At 70.0% G+C, this 16,383-nt stretch carries 15 protein-coding genes; 5 read left to right on the top strand and 10 right to left on the bottom strand.

Annotated features, from left to right (window positions below):
- Positions 1-176 precede the first annotated feature (176 nt).
- From gatB to ACFY6S_RS25515, 9 genes are all read right to left on the bottom strand, one after another.
- Entirely contained in the window at positions 177-1,685 is a 1,509-nt protein-coding gene (gene gatB / locus ACFY6S_RS25555) for an Asp-tRNA(Asn)/Glu-tRNA(Gln) amidotransferase subunit GatB (protein ID WP_388814692.1), read from the bottom strand.
- Positions 1,686-1,868: 183 nt separating this feature from the next.
- A complete protein-coding gene (locus ACFY6S_RS25550; protein ID WP_388814694.1) occupies positions 1,869-2,111 on the bottom strand; it encodes a hypothetical protein in 243 nt (80 codons plus the stop codon).
- Positions 2,108-3,616 (bottom strand): Asp-tRNA(Asn)/Glu-tRNA(Gln) amidotransferase subunit GatA, encoded by a 1,509-nt coding sequence (gene gatA, locus ACFY6S_RS25545; protein WP_388814696.1) that lies wholly within the window; start codon positions 3,614-3,616, stop codon positions 2,108-2,110. Before gatA ends, ACFY6S_RS25550 begins: the two co-directional genes overlap by 4 nt.
- A gap of 6 nt (positions 3,617-3,622) precedes the next feature.
- Positions 3,623-3,919 (bottom strand): Asp-tRNA(Asn)/Glu-tRNA(Gln) amidotransferase subunit GatC, encoded by a 297-nt coding sequence (gene gatC / locus ACFY6S_RS25540; RefSeq protein ID WP_388814698.1) that lies wholly within the window; start codon positions 3,917-3,919, stop codon positions 3,623-3,625.
- Positions 3,920-4,109: 190 nt separating this feature from the next.
- A complete protein-coding gene (locus ACFY6S_RS25535; protein ID WP_388814700.1) occupies positions 4,110-6,254 on the bottom strand; it encodes a putative bifunctional diguanylate cyclase/phosphodiesterase in 2,145 nt (714 codons plus the stop codon).
- A gap of 262 nt (positions 6,255-6,516) precedes the next feature.
- On the bottom strand, positions 6,517-8,895 hold the full coding sequence (gene ligA / locus ACFY6S_RS25530) for an NAD-dependent DNA ligase LigA (protein ID WP_388817807.1): 2,379 nt from the start codon (positions 8,893-8,895) through the stop codon (positions 6,517-6,519).
- A gap of 86 nt (positions 8,896-8,981) precedes the next feature.
- Positions 8,982-9,977, bottom strand: coding sequence for a methionine synthase (locus tag ACFY6S_RS25525; protein ID WP_388814702.1), 996 nt, complete (start codon positions 9,975-9,977; stop codon positions 8,982-8,984).
- Entirely contained in the window at positions 9,974-10,663 is a 690-nt protein-coding gene (locus ACFY6S_RS25520; protein ID WP_388814704.1) for an SDR family oxidoreductase, read from the bottom strand. Before ACFY6S_RS25520 ends, ACFY6S_RS25525 begins: the two co-directional genes overlap by 4 nt.
- Before the next feature lie 39 nt (positions 10,664-10,702).
- Positions 10,703-11,242 carry a TIGR00730 family Rossman fold protein gene (locus ACFY6S_RS25515; protein WP_388814706.1) on the bottom strand — a complete coding sequence of 180 codons (540 nt, stop codon included), beginning with the start codon at positions 11,240-11,242 and terminating at the stop codon, positions 10,703-10,705.
- Positions 11,243-11,346: 104 nt separating this feature from the next.
- On the opposite strand from ACFY6S_RS25515, the gene ACFY6S_RS25510 reads away from it, so the two are divergent.
- Entirely contained in the window at positions 11,347-11,682 is a 336-nt protein-coding gene (locus ACFY6S_RS25510) for a DUF427 domain-containing protein (RefSeq protein ID WP_388817810.1), read from the top strand.
- A gap of 87 nt (positions 11,683-11,769) precedes the next feature.
- The gene (locus ACFY6S_RS25505) at positions 11,770-12,546 is read left to right on the top strand and encodes an alpha/beta fold hydrolase (protein WP_388817813.1); all 777 of its coding nucleotides are present in this window, start codon (positions 11,770-11,772) and stop codon (positions 12,544-12,546) included.
- Between the two features lie 101 nt (positions 12,547-12,647).
- Here the strand turns inward: ACFY6S_RS25505 and ACFY6S_RS25500 are convergent, their stop codons facing one another.
- Entirely contained in the window at positions 12,648-12,836 is a 189-nt protein-coding gene (locus ACFY6S_RS25500; protein WP_388814708.1) for a hypothetical protein, read from the bottom strand.
- Positions 12,837-13,198: 362 nt separating this feature from the next.
- Here ACFY6S_RS25500 and ACFY6S_RS25495 point away from each other — a divergent pair, with 362 nt between their 5' ends.
- From ACFY6S_RS25495 to ACFY6S_RS25485, 3 genes are all read left to right on the top strand, one after another.
- Positions 13,199-13,618 carry a hypothetical protein gene (locus tag ACFY6S_RS25495; RefSeq protein ID WP_388814710.1) on the top strand — a complete coding sequence of 140 codons (420 nt, stop codon included), beginning with the start codon at positions 13,199-13,201 and terminating at the stop codon, positions 13,616-13,618.
- A gap of 24 nt (positions 13,619-13,642) precedes the next feature.
- A complete protein-coding gene (locus tag ACFY6S_RS25490; RefSeq protein ID WP_388814712.1) occupies positions 13,643-15,385 on the top strand; it encodes an alpha/beta hydrolase in 1,743 nt (580 codons plus the stop codon).
- Between the two features lie 287 nt (positions 15,386-15,672).
- Positions 15,673-16,380: a hypothetical protein gene (locus tag ACFY6S_RS25485; RefSeq protein ID WP_388814713.1), complete on the top strand. Its 708-nt coding sequence runs from the start codon at positions 15,673-15,675 to the stop codon at positions 16,378-16,380.
- The last annotated feature ends 3 nt before the right edge of the window (positions 16,381-16,383 follow it).

The following is a 16,383-nucleotide window of genomic DNA, read 5'->3' as shown; positions in this document are numbered from 1 at the left end:
GGCGGTTTTTTTAACCCCCCAACAAAAATACCCCCCGCCGCCGGGGGGGGCGGGGGGGGGGGGGCCCCCCCGGGGGGGCCCCCCCCCCCCCCTGAACCCCCTGCCCGCCGCCCAGGCGGCCCGACAGGACCGGCCCGGCCCGCGTCAGCCCTCGACGCCCGGCGGCCGGTGCCGGTTCACTCGCCCGGGGCGAGCCGCTCCAGAATCAGCTCGCGCACCCGCGCCGCGTCGGCCTGACCGCGCGTCGCCTTCATGACCGCGCCCACCAGCGCGCCCGCCGCGGCGACCTTGCCCGCGCGGATCTTGTCGGCGACGCCCGCGTTGGCGGCGATGGCCTCGTCCACGGCGGTACCGAGCGCGCCCTCGTCGGAGACGACCTTGAGACCGCGCTTCTCCACGACGGTGTCCGGGTCGCCCTCGCCCGCGAGGACGCCCTCGATCACCTGCCGGGCCAGCTTGTCGTTGAGGTCACCGGCGGCGACGAGCGCGGCGATCCTGGCGACCTGGGCCGGGGTGATGGGCTGCTCGTCCAGCGCGCGGCCCGACTCGTTGGCGTGCCGGGCCAGCTCGCCCATCCACCACTTGCGGGCCTGGTCGGCCGGGGCGCCGGCGTCGATGGTGGCGACGATGAGGTCGATCGCGCCCGCGTTGAGGATGGACCGCATGTCGTGCTCGGAGACGCCCCACTCCTCGCGGAGCCGGTTGCGGCGCACCCGCGGCAGCTCGGGAAGTCCGCGCCGCAGCTCCTCGACCCAGTCGCGGGACGGGGCGATGGGCACGAGGTCGGGCTCCGGGAAGTACCGGTAGTCCTCGGCGTTGTCCTTGATCCGGCCGGAGGTGGTGGAGCCGTCCTCCTCGTGGAAGTGCCGGGTCTCCTGGAGGATCGTGCCGCCGCCGTCCAGCACCGCCGCGTGGCGCTGGATCTCGTACCGCGCGGCGCGCTCCACGCTGCGCAGCGAGTTGACGTTCTTCGTCTCGGAGCGCGTACCGAACTCCGCGCGGCCGTGCGGGCGCAGCGACAGGTTCACGTCGCACCGCATCTGGCCCATTTCCATCCGGGCCTCGGAGACGCCGAGCGCCTTGATCAGCTCGCGCAGCTCGGCGACGTACGCCTTGGCGACCTCGGGTGCGCGCGCGCCGGCGCCCTCGATGGGCTTGGTGACGATCTCGATGAGCGGGATGCCGGCGCGGTTGTAGTCCAGCAGCGAGTGGGACGCCCCGTGAATGCGCCCGGTGGCGCCGCCGACGTGCAGCGACTTGCCGGTGTCCTCCTCCATGTGGGCGCGCTCGATCTCCACGCGGAAGGTCTCGCCGTCCTCCAGCTGGACGTCCAGATGGCCGTTGAAGGCAATCGGCTCGTCGTACTGGGAGGTCTGGAAGTTCTTCGGCATGTCCGGGTAGAAGTAGTTCTTCCGGGCGAAGCGGCACCACTCGGCGATCTCGCAGTTCAGCGCGAGCCCGATCTTGATCGCGGACTCGACGCCGATCGCGTTGACGACGGGCAGCGATCCCGGCATGCCAAGACAGGTCGGGCAGGTCTGCGAGTTGGGCTCGGCGCCCAGCTCGGTGGAACAGCCGCAGAACATCTTGGTCTTGGTACCCAGCTCGACATGGACTTCCAGGCCCATGACGGGGTCGTAGGTCGCGAGGGCGTCCTCGTACGACACCAGGTCAATGACGGTCACAGGTACTTCTTCCTCTTCAATGCTTCATCGGTGTCGGCCGGCCCGCGCTCGACGGACTTCCGGCCCGCCGGCCGTCGTGGCCCGGGCCGCCGGCGGCGCGATCACCCGCATCGTGCCGTCAGGCTGTGTGCCGGGGGACGCGGGAGCACCGGGCACCCGCCGTGGCGGGTGCCCCGTATCCGTTCAGCCCAGCAGTACGTCGTCGTCGCCCAGCCGCTTCAGCTCGCGGTACAGGATCGCCAGGCCGGTCACGATCGCCACGGCGGAGACCGCGGCGTCGACCAGCCGGAGCGTGTCGTGCTCCTGGCGGGCCAGCTTGGCCTGCTTCGCGACGCTCAGGGCGCCCAGGGCGGTGCTTCCCATCGACAGGTACGTCCCGGCCTTGGACTTCCTGAAACCCTTGGCCTTGCTCAATGCGTTGGTCATAGCGACGGTGCCTCCTCCAGCAACGGGTGGCCCCACCTTTCCACGAAGGCGGCCTCGACGGCGGCACCGACCTTGTACAGCCGGTCATCCTTCATGGCGGGGGCGATGATCTGGAGTCCGACCGGAAGGCCGTCCTCCGGTGCGAGGCCGCAGGGCAGCGACATCGCGGCGTTGCCCGCCAGGTTGGTGGGGATGGTGCACAGGTCCGCGAGGTACATCGCCATCGGGTCGTCGGCGCGCTCGCCGATCGGGAAGGCGGTGGTCGGCGTCGTCGGGGAGACGATCACGTCGACCTGCTCGAACGCCTTCTCGAAGTCCCGGGTGATGAGGGTGCGGACCTTCTGCGCCGAGCCGTAGTACGCGTCGTAGTAGCCGGAGCTGAGCGCGTACGTGCCGAGGATGACCCGGCGCTTGACCTCGTCGCCGAAGCCGGCCTCGCGGGTCAGCGCCGTGACGTCCTCGGCGGACCTCGTCCCGTCGTCGCCGACGCGCAGGCCGTAGCGCATGGCGTCGAAGCGGGCGAGGTTCGAGGAGCACTCGGAGGGCGCGATCAGGTAGTAAGCGGCCAGGCCGAGGTCGAAGGACGGGCAGTCCAGCTCGACGATCTCGGCGCCGAGCTTGCGGAGCAGCTCCACCGACTCGTCGAAGCGCTGGACGACGCCCGCCTGGTAGCCCTCGCCGCGGAACTGCTTGACGACGCCGACGCGCATCCCGTCGACCGAGCCGTTGCGGGCCGCCTCGACGACCGGCGGGACCGGGGCGTCGATGGAGGTCGAGTCGAGCGGGTCGTGGCCGGCGATCGCCTCGTGCAGCAGGGCCGCGTCCAGGACCGTACGGGCGCAGGGGCCGCCCTGGTCGAGGGAGGACGAGAAGGCGACCATGCCGTAGCGGGAGACCCCGCCGTAGGTCGGCTTGACCCCGACGGTGCCGGTGAGCGCGGCGGGCTGGCGGATGGAGCCGCCGGTGTCCGTGCCGATCGCCAGCGGCGCCTGGTACGAGGCGAGCGAGGCGGACGAGCCGCCGCCGGAGCCGCCGGGGACCCTGGTGAGGTCCCAGGGGTTGGCGGTGGGGCCGTACGCGCTGTTCTCGGTGGACGACCCCATGGCGAACTCGTCCATGTTGGTCTTGCCGAGGATGACGATGCCGGCGGCCTTGAGCTTCTTGGTGAGCGTCGCGTCGTAGGGCGGGATCCAGCCTTCGAGGATCTTGGAGCCGACGGTGGTCGGCACGCCCTCGGTGGTGAAGATGTCCTTGAGCGCGACGGGCACACCGGCCAGCGGTCCGAGCGGCTCGCCCGCCGCCCGCTTCTCGTCCACGGCACGGGCCTGGGCGAGCGCGCCCTCGCGGTCGACGTGCAGGAAGGCGTTGATCTTCTCGTCGACGGCCTCGATACGGGCGAGATGGGCCTCGGTGACCTCGACGGCCGTGAGTTCACCGGAGGCGATCCGCTCCGCGATCCCGGCGGCGGTGAGCTTGGTGATGTCCGACTTGCTGATGTCCGTCATGACTGTTTAGTCCTCCCCCAGGATCTGCGGCACCTTGAAACGCTGCTGCTCCTGGGCAGGGGCGCCGGAAAGCGCCTGCTCGGGGGTGAGCGACGGACGGACCTCGTCCGCGCGCATGACGTTGGTCAGCGGCAGCGGGTGGGAGGTCGGCGGTACGTCTTGGTCGGCTACCTCGGATACGCGGGCGACCGCGCCGATGATGTCGTCGAGCTGTCCGGCGAAGTGCTCCAGCTCTTCGCTTTTCAGCTCCAGACGCGCCAGCCGGGCGAGGTGGGCGACCTCCTCGCGCGTGATGCCAGGCATGCAGCGATCCTCTGGGTGAGTGTGATGGATTGTGGCCCAATCCTATGGGCCCGGTCCCATACCCACGAAACGCTCACCCCCGGCCGCTCGGCCGGGCGTCCTCCGGGGGCCGTCCTGACGCGGCGCCGGACCCGCCGTCCCGCTCCCGCTCCCGCTCCTGCTCCTGCTCCCGCTCCCGCTCCTGCTCCCGCTACTGCACGACGTGGCCCGACGGCCGGACGACCTGCGCCGAGCGCTCCCGGGCCCGCGCCGCCTCCAGCTCGGCCGGGCGCTGCCAGCCCCGCTCGCCCCTGGCCAGCAGCCAGGCCGTCGCCTCGTGCGGCGGCATCGCGGCGGCCACCAGCCAGCCCTGCACCGCGTCGCAGCCCAGGTCCCGCAGCCGCTCCCAGGTCTCGTCGTCCTCGACGCCCTCCGCGACGACCAGCAGGCCCAGCGAGTGCGCCAGGTCGACGGTGCAGCGCACGATCTCGGCGTCCTCGGTGTCGACCGCGAGCCGGGCCACGAACGACCGGTCGATCTTCAGCTCGCTGACCGGCAGCCGGCGTAGGTGCACCAGCGAGGAGTAGCCGGTGCCGAAGTCGTCCAGGGACATCTTCACGCCGTGCCCGGTCAGCCCCGCCAAGGTGTCGGCCGCCCGCTGGGGGTCCTCCAGCAGTACGTGTTCGGTTATCTCCAGCTGGAGGGAGCCGGCCGGGACGCCGTGCCGCGCCAGCCGGGCGGCCACCGCGCCCGCGAAACCGGGGGTGTGCACGTCACGCGGCGAGACGTTGACCGCCACCGGGACCATCAGTCCCTGGGACCGCCAGCGGGCGACCTGGGCGAGCGCCTTCTCCAGCACGTACTCCGTGAGGTGGGGCATGAGACCGGACGACTCGGCGATGGCGATGAAGTCGTCGGGGGGCACCCGGCCGCGCTCCGGGTGCACCCAGCGCACCAGCGCCTCCAGACCGGCCACCTGGCCGTCGAAGCGGACCTTCGGCTGGTAGTGCAGCTCCACTTCGCCGGCGTCGAGCGCGCGCCGCAGGTCGCCCAGCAGCCCGAGCCGGTCGGGGGTGTTGGAGTCGCGCTTCGACTCGTAGACCTCGACGCCCGTGCGGTCCCGCTTCGCCTGGTACATCGCGACGTCCGCGCGCCGCAGCAGGCCCTCCGCGTCCGCCGCGTGCTCGGGGTAGACGGCCACTCCCGCGCTCGCCTCCAGGACGAGCGTGAGGCCGTCGAGGTCAAGCGGCGAGGACAGCTCGGCCGCCAGATGGCGGGCGACGCGCTGGGCGCTGGTGGTGGAGTCGCAGGTCGGGAGCAGTACGGCGAACTCGTCGCCGCCCAGCCGGGCGGCCTCCGCGCCGCGCGGCAGGGCCAGCCTGAGCCGGTCGGCTATCTGGAGCAGCAGCCGGTCCCCCGCCAGGTGGCCCAGGGTGTCGTTGACGGAACGGAACCGGTCGAGGTCGATCAGGACCAGCGCCGACCTGGCGCCCATGCCCTCGGCCTCCTCCAGCGCCGACCAGGTGCGCTCCAGCAGCCACTGTCTGTTGGGGAGTTTGGTCAGCGGGTCGCGCAACTGCTCCTCGGCGCGCGCCCGGGCTATCCAGAGCGTCGAGTCGAGGGCGATCAGCGGGATGGCGAACAGCGGCAGGAGCAGCGGCAGGGAGACCGCGACGACGCAGATCAGCGGGGCGATCCCGAGCAGCGCGACCGCGACGAGAGCCTGCCGGTAGAGAGCAGTGCGGGCACCGGCCGGCTCCCCGCTGTGCTGCGGGGACAGCGCGTACCACAACAGCAGCCGGGTGACGGCGAGATGGGCGGCGGCGGCGAGCACGATCTCCGGAGCGCTGCCGAGGGACCAGTCGAGCGGCTGCCAGGGCCGCTCGACCGTCGGGACCACGCCGAACAGCGCGAGGACGAGCGCGGCGGCGCCGATGCCCAGCATGTCCGCCGCTCCGTGCAGCACGCCCTGCCGCCAGCGGTGCCGGCGGGCCACGCCGACCAGGACCACGACGGCCAGACTGACCAGCCCGGCCGCCACCCACCCGTACAGCAGCAGCACCGCCAGGGTGAGGGCCGCGCCGGAGCCGGTGCCGCCCCACCAGCGGTCGCGGCCGAGCGCGACCAGATGTCCCACGATGATGCCGGTGAGCACGGCCAGCGCCCAGCCGGCCGTGGAGCCGGGGAAGACCGCGAGTCCGTCCAGCAGTGCGCGGACCAGCCCCGTCCCCAGGACGGCCACGGCGAGCCCCACCACAAGAGCGGGTGTCCGGGCCGCGATACCGGCGCGTCCCGCCACAAATCCCGCGATTCCGCGCGCGGATGAGGCCGGGGCGGCGCTCTCGGTCGGTTTCATTCCCGTCCCTCTCACAGCCGGCGGAGCCGATGCCACGTGATGGCACGTCGTCATGACCGCACGGCTGGAATCGACTCCTCAGCCGTGCACGACAGGCGCACGTGCCAACAGTAGGCCGCCGAAGGCTCCAACGGGCAGCGCTCTACCGCTGTTGCCCGAATGCGACCCGCCCATCCGCATCCGTCTGGTATGCGCTGAACGGGTGACCTCGACGGCCAGAATTCGACGGTACGGGCCCCGGCTCTCGGGGTGTTGACCGCTCTTACTCCTGGGAGGTGATTTCCGTCTCCTTACCCATCCCGGCGCCGGTCCTACCCGCCGCCGCGCTCTCCTGGGCCGCGCCCCCGCGCTTCTCGGCCACGTCCGCTTCCGTCTCCGACGTGGCCGGGCTCGACCCGTCCTCCGCCGGGCTCGACCCGTCCTTGCGCGGGCCCGCCCCGGCCGTGTCCGCGCTCTCCTCGGCGGCCTCCGCCGGCTCCCCGCCGATCGTGGCCACCGCCCCGGCCGCCTCCGGCCCCTGCTCCAGCAGCACGGTGAAGCCCTCTTCGTCCAGCACGGGCACCTTCAACTGCACGGCCTTGTCGTGCTTCGAACCGGGGTTCTCGCCGACCACGACGAAGGCCGTCTTCTTCGAGACGGACCCGGTCACCTTGGCCCCACGCGTCTGAAGCGCCTCTTTCGCGCCATCTCTCGTGTACCGCTCCAGCGTGCCGGTCACCACGACCGTCAGGCCCTCCAGCGGGCGCGGGCCCTGGTCCTCGCCCGAGCCCTCGTCCTCCGTACGGACCCCGGCCGCACGCCACTTGCGCAGGATCTCGCGGTGCCACTCGTCGGCGAACCACTCCTTGAGCGAGGCCGCGATGACCGGGCCGACCCCCTCGACGGCCGCCAACTCCTCCTGGGTGGCCGCGTCCACGCGGTCGATGGAGCGGAACTCCCTGGCCAGCGCCTCGGCGGCGACCGGCCCGACATGCCGGATGGAGAGGCCGGTGATGATCCGGGCCAGCGGACGGTCCTTGGCCTCACCGATGTGCTTGAGCATGGCCAGGGCGTTCTTCTTCGGCTCGCCCTCCTTGTTGGCGAAGACCGTGGCGATCTTGTCCTCGCCCGTCTTCGGGTCGCGCTTGGGCAGTCCGCTGTCCTGGTCCAGGACGTACGCCTTGATGGGCAGCAACTGCTCGATGGTGAGGTCGAAGAGGTCGCCCTCGTCCACCAGCGGCGGAGTGGCGGGCTCCAGGGGCTTGGTCAGGGCAGCGGCGGCGACATAGCCGAAGTTCTCGATGTCCAGGCATTTGCGGCCCGCGAGATAGAACAGCCGCTCCCGCAACTGGGCAGGGCAGGTACGGGCGTTGGGGCAGCGGAGGTCGATGTCGCCCTCCTTCATCGCCCGCAGCGGCGTCCCGCACTCGGGGCACTCGGCCGGCATCACGAACTCGTACGCGTCCTCCGGCCGCAGATCGATGACCGGGCCGAGGATCTCCGGGATGACGTCGCCCGCCTTGCGCAGCACCACCGTGTCCCCGATCCACACGCCCTTGGCCTTCACCACCTCCTGGTTGTGCAGGGTGGCGAACTCGACCTCGGAGCCGGCCACTGTCACCGGCTCGACCTGCGCGTACGGCGTGACACGGCCGGTGCGGCCGACGCCCACCCGGATGTTCACCAGCCTGGTGTTGACCTCCTCCGGCGCGTACTTCCAGGCGATCGCCCAGCGCGGCGCGCGCGAGGTGGAACCCAGCCTGCCCTGGAGGGGGATCTCGTCCAGCTTGACGACGACGCCGTCGATCTCGTGCTCGACGGAGTGGCGGTTCTCCCCGAAGTGGGCGATGAACTCCCGCACCTCCCGCACGCTCCCGACCACCTTGTTGTGCTGGGCGGTGGGCAGGCCCCACTCGCGCAGCAGCGCGTAGGCATGCGAGAGACGGTCGATGTCGAAGCCCTCACGCGCCCCGATGCCGTGCACCACCATGTGCAGCGGGCGGGTCGCGGTGATCTTCGGGTCCTTCTGGCGCAGCGAACCCGCCGCCGCGTTGCGCGGGTTGGCGAAGGGCTTGTCCCCGGCTTCCACCAGACGCGCGTTCAGCTCCTGGAAGGCGTCCATCGGGAAGTAGACCTCGCCGCGGATCTCGACGAGGTCGGGGACGCGCTCGCCGCGCAGCCGGTGCGGGATCTCGGCGATCGTACGGACGTTGGGCGTGATGTCCTCGCCCGTACGGCCGTCGCCGCGGGTCGCCGCGCGGGTCAGCAGGCCGTGCTCGTAGGTGAGGTTGACGGCCAGTCCGTCGACCTTCAGCTCGCACAGGAAGTGGTGGTCGGGGGTGCCCACGTCCTTGGCGACGCGCTCCGCCCAGGCCGCCAGCTCCTCGTCGTCGAAGGCGTTGTCGAGGGAGAGCATCCGCTCGCGGTGCTGGACCGCGGTGAACTCCGTCTCGTACTGCCCGGCGACCTTCTGGGTCGGGGAGTCCGGGGTGCGCAGCTCCGGATGTGTCTCCTCCAGCTCCTCCAGCGACCGCAGCAGCCGGTCGAACTCGCCGTCGCTGACGATCGGCTGGTCCTTCACGTAGTACCGGAAGCGGTGCTCCTCGATCTGCTCCGCGAGCAGGGCGTGCCGCTCCCGCGCCCGCGCCGGCACCTCCGGCATCGCGGACACCCCGCTCCGCTGTTCGCCTGCCACCGTCTCGTCCTCCCGTTTCACCATGATCCGGCCGTCACCCGTCGCCGGGATGGTCACTCAGGGTTGTCCGCGAGGGATCTCGCGGCCCTGACGCAGTGGGCCTGCGCGGCGTGCGCGTACGCGGGTGAAGCACCCGCGAGCCCGCACGCGGGAGTGAGCACCACGGACTCCGCGAGAGTCCCCGGATTCAGCCCCAGCCTGCGCCACAGCGTTCTGACCCCACTGACGCTACCGGCAGGGTCTGACAATGGGCCGTCGGTACCCGGCACGATTCCGGCGAAGAGTTTCGTACCGCCCTCCACCGCCTCGCCGATGGTCTCCTCATCACGCTCGGTGAGCAGGGCGAAATCGAACGAAACGGCCGCCGCGCCCGCCCGCCGCAGCAGCGCGAAGGGCACGTCCGGCGCGCACGAGTGCACCACCGCCGTGCCGGCGCCCAGGGCGGTCACCTCCCGCAGCGCGCTCTCGACCACTTGGCGGTCCACCGCGCGGTGGGTGCGGTAGCCACTGGCGGATTTGACGTGCCCGCGCAGGACGGCGGTGAGGGACGGCTCGTCGATCTGGAGCACCGGCACGGCTCCCGGCACCCGGCGCCGCACCTCCGCGAGGTGCGCGGTGAGCCCCTCCACCAGCGAAGCGGTCAGATCGCGGCAGGCTCCGGGGTCGCTGAGCGCCGCCTCGCCGCCCCGCAGTTCCAGGGCGGCGGCGAGGGTCCACGGTCCGACGGCCTGGATCTTGAGCGGTCCCTCGTACCCCTGGGTGAACTCCTCCAGCGCGTCCAGGTCCTCCCCCAGCCAGGATCTGGCCCGTTTGGTGTCCCGGCCGGGCCGGTCGCCGATGCGCCAGCCGCTGGGCTCCACCCGCGCGTAGACCTCGGCGAGGAGTCCCGCCGTACGTCCGATCATGTCGGCGCCGGGTCCGCGCGCGGGCAGTTCGGGCAGGTACGGGAGCCCCTCGAAGGTCCCGGTGACGGCCTTGGCGGTCTCCCGCGCGTCGCCTCCGGGCATGGAGCCGACGCCGGTGGCGGGTCCGTAGGACAGCGCGCTCACCGGCCCGGCCTGACGGTGACGTCGTCGATCCGCGCGTCGCGCGGCAGGTCGAGCGCGGCCAGGATCGTGGTGGCCACGGACTCGGGGTCGATCCAGCGGGACGGGTCGTACTCCTTGCCCTCCTGCTGGTGCACCTTGGCCTGCATGGGGCTCGCCGTACGGCCCGGGTAGACGGAGGTGACCCGCAGCCCGTGCGGGCGCTCCTCCTCGCGCAGCGCGTCGGCCAGCGCCTTGAGGCCGTGCTTGGAGGCGGCGTACGCGCCCCACTCGGCGTGGGCGGTGAGCCCGGCGCCCGAGTTGACGAAGATCACCTGGCCGTGCGCGACGCGCAGCTGGGGCAGGAGGAGCCGGGTCAGTTCCGCCGGCGCGACGAGGTTCACGGCGAGCTGGCTCTGCCACGCCTTGGGGGTCAGCTCCCCGACCGGCCCGAGGTCCACGACGCCCGCGACGTGCAGGAGCGAGTCCAGCCGGTCGGGCATGGACTGCTGGGCGAGCGCCCAGGAGAGCCGGTCGGGGTTGGAGAGGTCGCCGACGAGGGTGCGGGCGCCGGGGAAGCCCGCGGCGAGTTCCTTGGCGCGGGCGGCGTCGCGGGCGAACAGCAGCAGGTCGTCGCCGCGCTCGTGGAGCCGGCGCGCGACGGCGGCGCCGATGCCGGAGCCCGCACCGGTGATCAGATGGGTAGCCATACGGTCATCGTCGCATCACCCCGGCCGCTCGCCGCACCGTCACCGCACGCCGGTCGCCTCCTCCAGGTAGGCGAGGGCGCTCACCCCGTCCTCGGCGAAGAACACCAGGTCGGCGAGGGGAAGCGGCAGGAACCCCTCTTCCTCCATCCGGTGGAACTGCTGCTTCAGCCCGTCGTAGAAGCCCGCCGTGTTGAGCAGCACCACGGGCTTGGTGTGGATGGAGTGCTTCTTGAGTTCCAGGATCTCGGTGGCCTCGTCCAGCGTGCCGGTGCCCCCGACCATGATCACGACGGCGTCGGACTTGGCGAGCAGCAGCGCCTTGCGCTCGGCGAGGTCCTTCGCGATCACCATCTCGTCGGCGTTCTGCCGGGCCACGTCGTGGAGGAAGTCCACCGAGACCCCGACCAGCCGTCCGCCGCTCTCCTGCACGCCGTCGGCGACGACCTTCATCAGTCCGCTCTCCGAACCTCCCCAGACCAGGGTGTGACCACCCTTGCCGATCAGTTCGGCGAATTCCCTGGCGGGGCGGGTGTAGCGCTCGTCGAGGTCGGCGGCGGAGAGGAAGACACAAATATTCATGGGCCCACGGTAGAGCCCGCGCGGGAAGAGCGCGCCGTCCCCTGTTGCTGACTTGAGTGCGGTCACAGTACCGAGGGACGACAGAACCGACCGAGGGAGAGATGATCACCATGGCCACCGGACACCGCATCACCGTCGAGCAGGGCACCGAGCATGTACGCGTCGTACGCGACGGGCAGCTCCTCGCGGAGAGCCGCCGTCCGCTGCTGCTGCGCGAGACCGGCTGCCCCGTGCGCTACTACCTTCCGCCGAGCGACGTCCGTACCCAGCTGCTGACGCCCTCGGAGACCACCACGCACTGCCCGTTCAAGGGCGACGCGTCCTACTGGTCGCTGCCGGGCGCCCCCGATCTCGTCTGGGCGTACCCCGTGCCGAAGCCGGAAGTCGCCGAGGTCAAGGACCACTTCTGCTTCTACGACACGGAGGTCGTCGCGGACTGACGAAGGCATCTCGAAGAAGACGAGGAAATCTTCGCCGCCGAGCGATGAGTTGGGCGGGGCGCCGGGGTCTGACTCTCCATGGAAAACGTGTGCATGGTGAAGTCGGGGGACACCACCCCGATCGCGTTCCGGCGGTCGGGCGAGGGACCGCCGGTCGTTCTGGTGGGCGGGGCGTTCAGTACGGCGGAGTCGGAGGCTCCGCTGGCGAGGCTGCTCTCGCCGGTCTTCAGTGTCATCACCTACGACCGGCGGGGGCGCGGCGCCAGCGGGGACACCGCCCCGTACGCGGTGGAGCGGGAGATCGAGGATCTCGCCGCCCTTCTCGACGCGGCGGGCGGCAACGCCTCGGTGTACGGGGTGTCCTCGGGCGCCGCGCTGGTGCTGGAGGCGGCGATGGCCGGGTTACCGATCACGCAACTGGCGCTGTACGAGCCGCCGTACGTCACCGATCCCGCCGATCCGCGCGGCACGGCGGCCTACCGTGAGCGGCTGACCGCCCTGCTGGCACGGGGGCTGCGGGACGAGGCGGTCGAGCTGTTCCTGTCGGCGGTGGGTGCGACGCCCGCGATGATCGCCGGGATGCGGCACTCGCCGATGTGGCCGGGGCTGACGGCGGTGGCGCACACCCTGGCGTACGACAGCGCCATCCTGGGCCGGGGCCCGGTCCCGGTGGAACGCCTCTCGGCGGTGCGCACCCGCGCGATGGTCGTGGACGGCGGAGCCTCCCCGGCCGCCCTGCGCGACGCGGCCCGCACGACGGCGAAGTCCCTCCCCCGAGGCCGCCACCGCACGCTGACGGGCCAGCTGCACGAGGCGGCGCCGCAGGTGCTGGCGCCGGTGCTGGAGGAATTCTTCGCGGCGTGACGCGTCTCACCGGCCCCTGCGGGGGCGGCTTTCGGCCGAGAGTGAGATCCACTTCGTAGAGGCTGGTCTCAGCGACGCTCTCGCGGCCAAGTTTGAAAGGCTTACGGGGCGCCCCTGGCGACTTCTGCCGGTCGGCGAACGAGGTCCGCGCGGCGGCCCTCATATCGCGCGGCGCGCTCATCGGGTTGGTCTTGCCCGAGGGCCGTCATCTCGTGGACGTCGTGGCTCAGGCTGGTGTCGCGGGCGGTGCCTTCATTCAGCGCCGTGCCGATCAGCGACAGCACGCGCATGTCACGAATCGAGCGTGATCGGCCACCCGAAATCGCAGGAGCACCTGTACTTCCCGACAGGACGGAGAGGCTCCCCCGCCGCATGCGTCATCGTGCGGACGTTCCGCACTGGGCGGCCTCCGACGGCCGGGCGGTGCCAGCCCTGTTGATCATCCGAGATGGCTGGATCACGTGTCGCTGTACGGCCCTCGGCGGCCGTCAGCCCGTCAACGCGCCGGTGCGTCCGTGCGCCGCTGGGTTGTCGCGATCGTCGCCGACCCAACCATGGCTGAGCGGCGTAGCCGCCGGGGCAGCCCTTGATAGCTTTGCGGCGGCAACGTGCCGTATGGCAGTGAACTTCGATGGCCGGGGGGGAGGGGCGAGTGACATTCAGCCCCGAATGGGAAAGATTATTCGGTCCAGCCGAACCGGCGGGCCAGATGCGGCTCGCGTCTGCCGGTGAGGGTAGCAAAGGCGAGGACGCGGACCTCCATATCGACAACGCTCCCTGGACGACGGCCGCCGGCGTGGCCGGTGAGCTCCACACCAGCGCCAGAACCGCTCTTCGCGATCTCGATCTGGCACACGAGGGAGTCACCTGGGGGTCGGAAGGGTTCACGATCGGCGCGCTCCTGGCCGAAGTGCGCGAAGGATGGGACAAGCGCCTGAGCAGCGTGCGCGACGAATGCTCCAGGCTTGACAGGTCCCTGAAGGCGGTCGGCCGGACCTTCGGCGAGGTTGACGGCGACATCAAGCAGTCGTTCCGGAATGTCGCCCCCAAGCCGCCCGAAGAGGGGCGGTGAGCAAGCGTGTTGACATGGCAGCACGTGCGCGACATCAAGCGGAATGAGTACGAGCAGGCCGCAGACGGTTGGGGGAGGGTCAGCGCCAACGCAAGCGTGGCAATGGACCGGGTCGATCAGGAGATGATCGCCAGAATTCAGAAGTCCCAGCGGGGCAAGGCGGCCAAATCGGCGCTGAAGGACCTCGGCCGGCTGAGTCGCAACTTCCAGTACATCCATACGGAATGCGGTCTGATCCGCACCACATTGAACGGCTTCGCCTCCGAACTGGCCGCCCCGCAGCGCAAGGTGAAAGAAGCTCTCGCAGACGCAGATTCTCTCGGTTTCACGGTGAATCCCGACGGATCGGTCGAGTACCCGCCTTCTCCCCTGTCTCCTGCTCCAAACGCTCCAGACAGAGGAACTGCCCGCCCCGGCGCTCCAATTCCACTCCTGCCGGGCAAGGCCGAAGCGGGCGGGGACGCCAACAGGGGCAAGGCGGAGGAGATCGCGGAGCAGCTCGCAACCGCTGTCGGCGAGGCTGCGGAAATACACTCCCGCTACTCTCGAGCGCTGGCCAAACTCAAGACGACAGGTGGTCTGGAGATCAGCGCCCGGATGTGGGCGGACGCGGCAAAGGACATACGCGCCGTACGCGATGCCGCCGGGCACTACGCCGACGCCGGAGACATCCCGAAGGGCAAGACGCCCGCGGAGAACGCTGCTTGGTGGGAACACCTGTCGCAGGAGCAGCGGGACGAACTCGCCACGCTCTATCCGGCGAGCGTCGGCGCGCTCGACGGGTTACCGGCGGAAGTCCGGGACGAGGCGAACCGCACCGTACTGCGGACGACTACGGCGGACCTGGAGCTGGAGCGCGCCGCGCTGGTGAGCCAGAAGGACCAGCTGAACCATTACGACCGGTACCGCTACCAGAAGGCCACGCGGCGGATCAAGGAGATCGACGAGGACCTGAAGGGACTCAGATCGGTACAGGATCACCTCGACACCGCCGGAGAGAAATTCCTTCCGGAGCTCTATCTCCTCGGCGTGGACACCGAGAAGGAAGGGCATGCGATTGTGTCGGTGGGGAACCCCGACACCGCCAACAAAATCACCACGTATGTCCCTGGCATGAATACCAACCTCGAAGACATAGAGAAGGATATCACCCGGGCGGAGAATTTTTACCTTGAAGCCACAAATCATGGAACTCCCGACGCTAAATACGCTTCGCTCATGTGGCTCGGTTATGACGCACCACAAGGACCGCTTTCGGTCGCGAGCGAGAATCGCGCCAACGAAGGAGCACCGGTGCTCAATAATTTCTTGGACGGTTTACAAGAATCCCATCAGGGTTCACCCGCGCACGAAACCGTGATCGGCCACAGCTACGGATCTCTCGTCACGGGGAAGATGCTGGCAGGCGACGAGACCCCGCCCGCCGATGCTGTCATCTTCATCGGCAGCCCAGGAGTCGGCGTGGATCACGCTCGAGACCTCAACCTCCCTCCGGAGGCAGTATGGGCCGGAAAGGCGAAAAATGACCTCGTGGCACAGCTTCCAACCCGTTCATTCTGGGATCCTCGAGACTGGGGTCACCGTCCCTTCGGTACCGATCCAACTTCATCGGAATTCGGCGGAAATTCATTCGGAGTCCAGGATGGAAATAAGCTTCCAGTATTTTCCGCACACAGTCTCTACTGGGACATAAACTCTGAATCCTTGAGAAATATGGGACTCATCGCAAACGGAGAATATCCGACGAGCGGGGCGCACTCGGGATGAAGATCCAAAGACCACTGACCGGCCTCCTCCTGGGCTCTCTCTTGTTGACTGGTTGCGGCACCGGAGGAAAAGGGACAGCGGGGGGAGACTCCCCAACCTCTCGGACGTCGAACGAATCCACCGATGAAAATGGAGGCGCCCGGATGAATATGGAAAAAGCAAGACGAACGGCCGACGAATTGATTCAGCAAGCGATCCATGGCGTGAGCCCGGTACCGCGCCTGGAGCAACGCAGCGGAGAAGTGGGGCCGTGCCTGGACCCGAGTGACGGCGGGTCCGAGGACCGTGTGACGCTGACAAAGAACTACTGGCTGCGCGACATCCCCCCCGACCAGGGCAAGGACGTCGTCCGCCAGGTGTTCGAGAACTGGAAGACCGCCGGTCACACCGTCGATGCCGCACCGGACTACGAGCGCAGGGCCGTCGGCGCCAACCTGCGTAGCAAGCCCGACGACTTCCTCATGCAGGTGGCCATGGGCCTCGGCGGCCAGCTCAGTGTGGGCGTCACCTCCCCGTGCTTCTGGGACAAGGAGCCCGACGAGGTCAAGGCCCCCGTCTCCAGTGACCTCGGCCTTCCCCTCCCCACGACCAAGACCGAGTTGAAGGTGCGGCAGCAGGCCCTCAACGGCGTGAAGGACGTCTCCAGCCAGGTTCTGGACGGCCTCATCGGCGGCTGGCCCTCCGAGGAGAAGCCCTACGTGTACGTCCGGAGCCAGGACAGCTCCTGTGTGGGGCAGCATCAGTGGACGTACACCTGTGAGGACGCCCCCGTCGCCGAGCGCGCCTACCAACGGCTGCTGCGCAAGCTGACCGATCGCGGCTGGCGCTTCGAGGCGCCGCCCGAGGAAGTTGCGGCTCAGGGCGGCGACGCGGTGCTGGCTCTGACCCCGGACGAGTACGAGTCCGGGGCCGTGGTCGAGCGCCCACGCGGCAGTGCGGTGATCACCGTGTCCGCCGCGTGGGAACGGGAGTGGCCGCCGCCTTACATGAGCTGAGCG

The sequence above is a fragment of the Streptomyces sp. NPDC012835 genome (genome assembly GCF_042900885.1).
GTDB lineage: Bacteria > Actinomycetota > Actinomycetes > Streptomycetales > Streptomycetaceae > Streptomyces.
This window is presented reverse-complemented; position numbering and strand designations above follow the sequence as displayed.

What these genes read in the sequence shown, in the direction of transcription:
- ACFY6S_RS25550 (WP_388814694.1), bottom strand. Translation starts at nt 2,111, where the DNA reads ATGACCAACGCATTGAGCAAGGCCAAGGGTTTCAGGAAGTCCAAGGCC.
- gatA (WP_388814696.1), bottom strand. Translation starts at nt 3,616, where the DNA reads ATGACGGACATCAGCAAGTCGGACATCACCAAGCTCACCGCCGCCGGG.
- gatC (WP_388814698.1), bottom strand. Translation starts at nt 3,919, where the DNA reads ATGCCTGGCATCACGCGCGAGGAGGTCGCCCACCTCGCCCGGCTGGCG.
- ACFY6S_RS25535 (WP_388814700.1), bottom strand. Translation starts at nt 6,254, where the DNA reads ATGAAACCGACCGAGAGCGCCGCCCCGGCCTCATCCGCGCGCGGAATC.
- ligA (WP_388817807.1), bottom strand. Translation starts at nt 8,895, where the DNA reads ATGCCGGAGGTGCCGGCGCGGGCGCGGGAGCGGCACGCCCTGCTCGCG.
- ACFY6S_RS25520 (WP_388814704.1), bottom strand. Translation starts at nt 10,663, where the DNA reads ATGGCTACCCATCTGATCACCGGTGCGGGCTCCGGCATCGGCGCCGCC.
- ACFY6S_RS25515 (WP_388814706.1), bottom strand. Translation starts at nt 11,242, where the DNA reads ATGAATATTTGTGTCTTCCTCTCCGCCGCCGACCTCGACGAGCGCTAC.
- ACFY6S_RS25500 (WP_388814708.1), bottom strand. Translation starts at nt 12,836, where the DNA reads ATGCGCGTGCTGTCGCTGATCGGCACGGCGCTGAATGAAGGCACCGCC.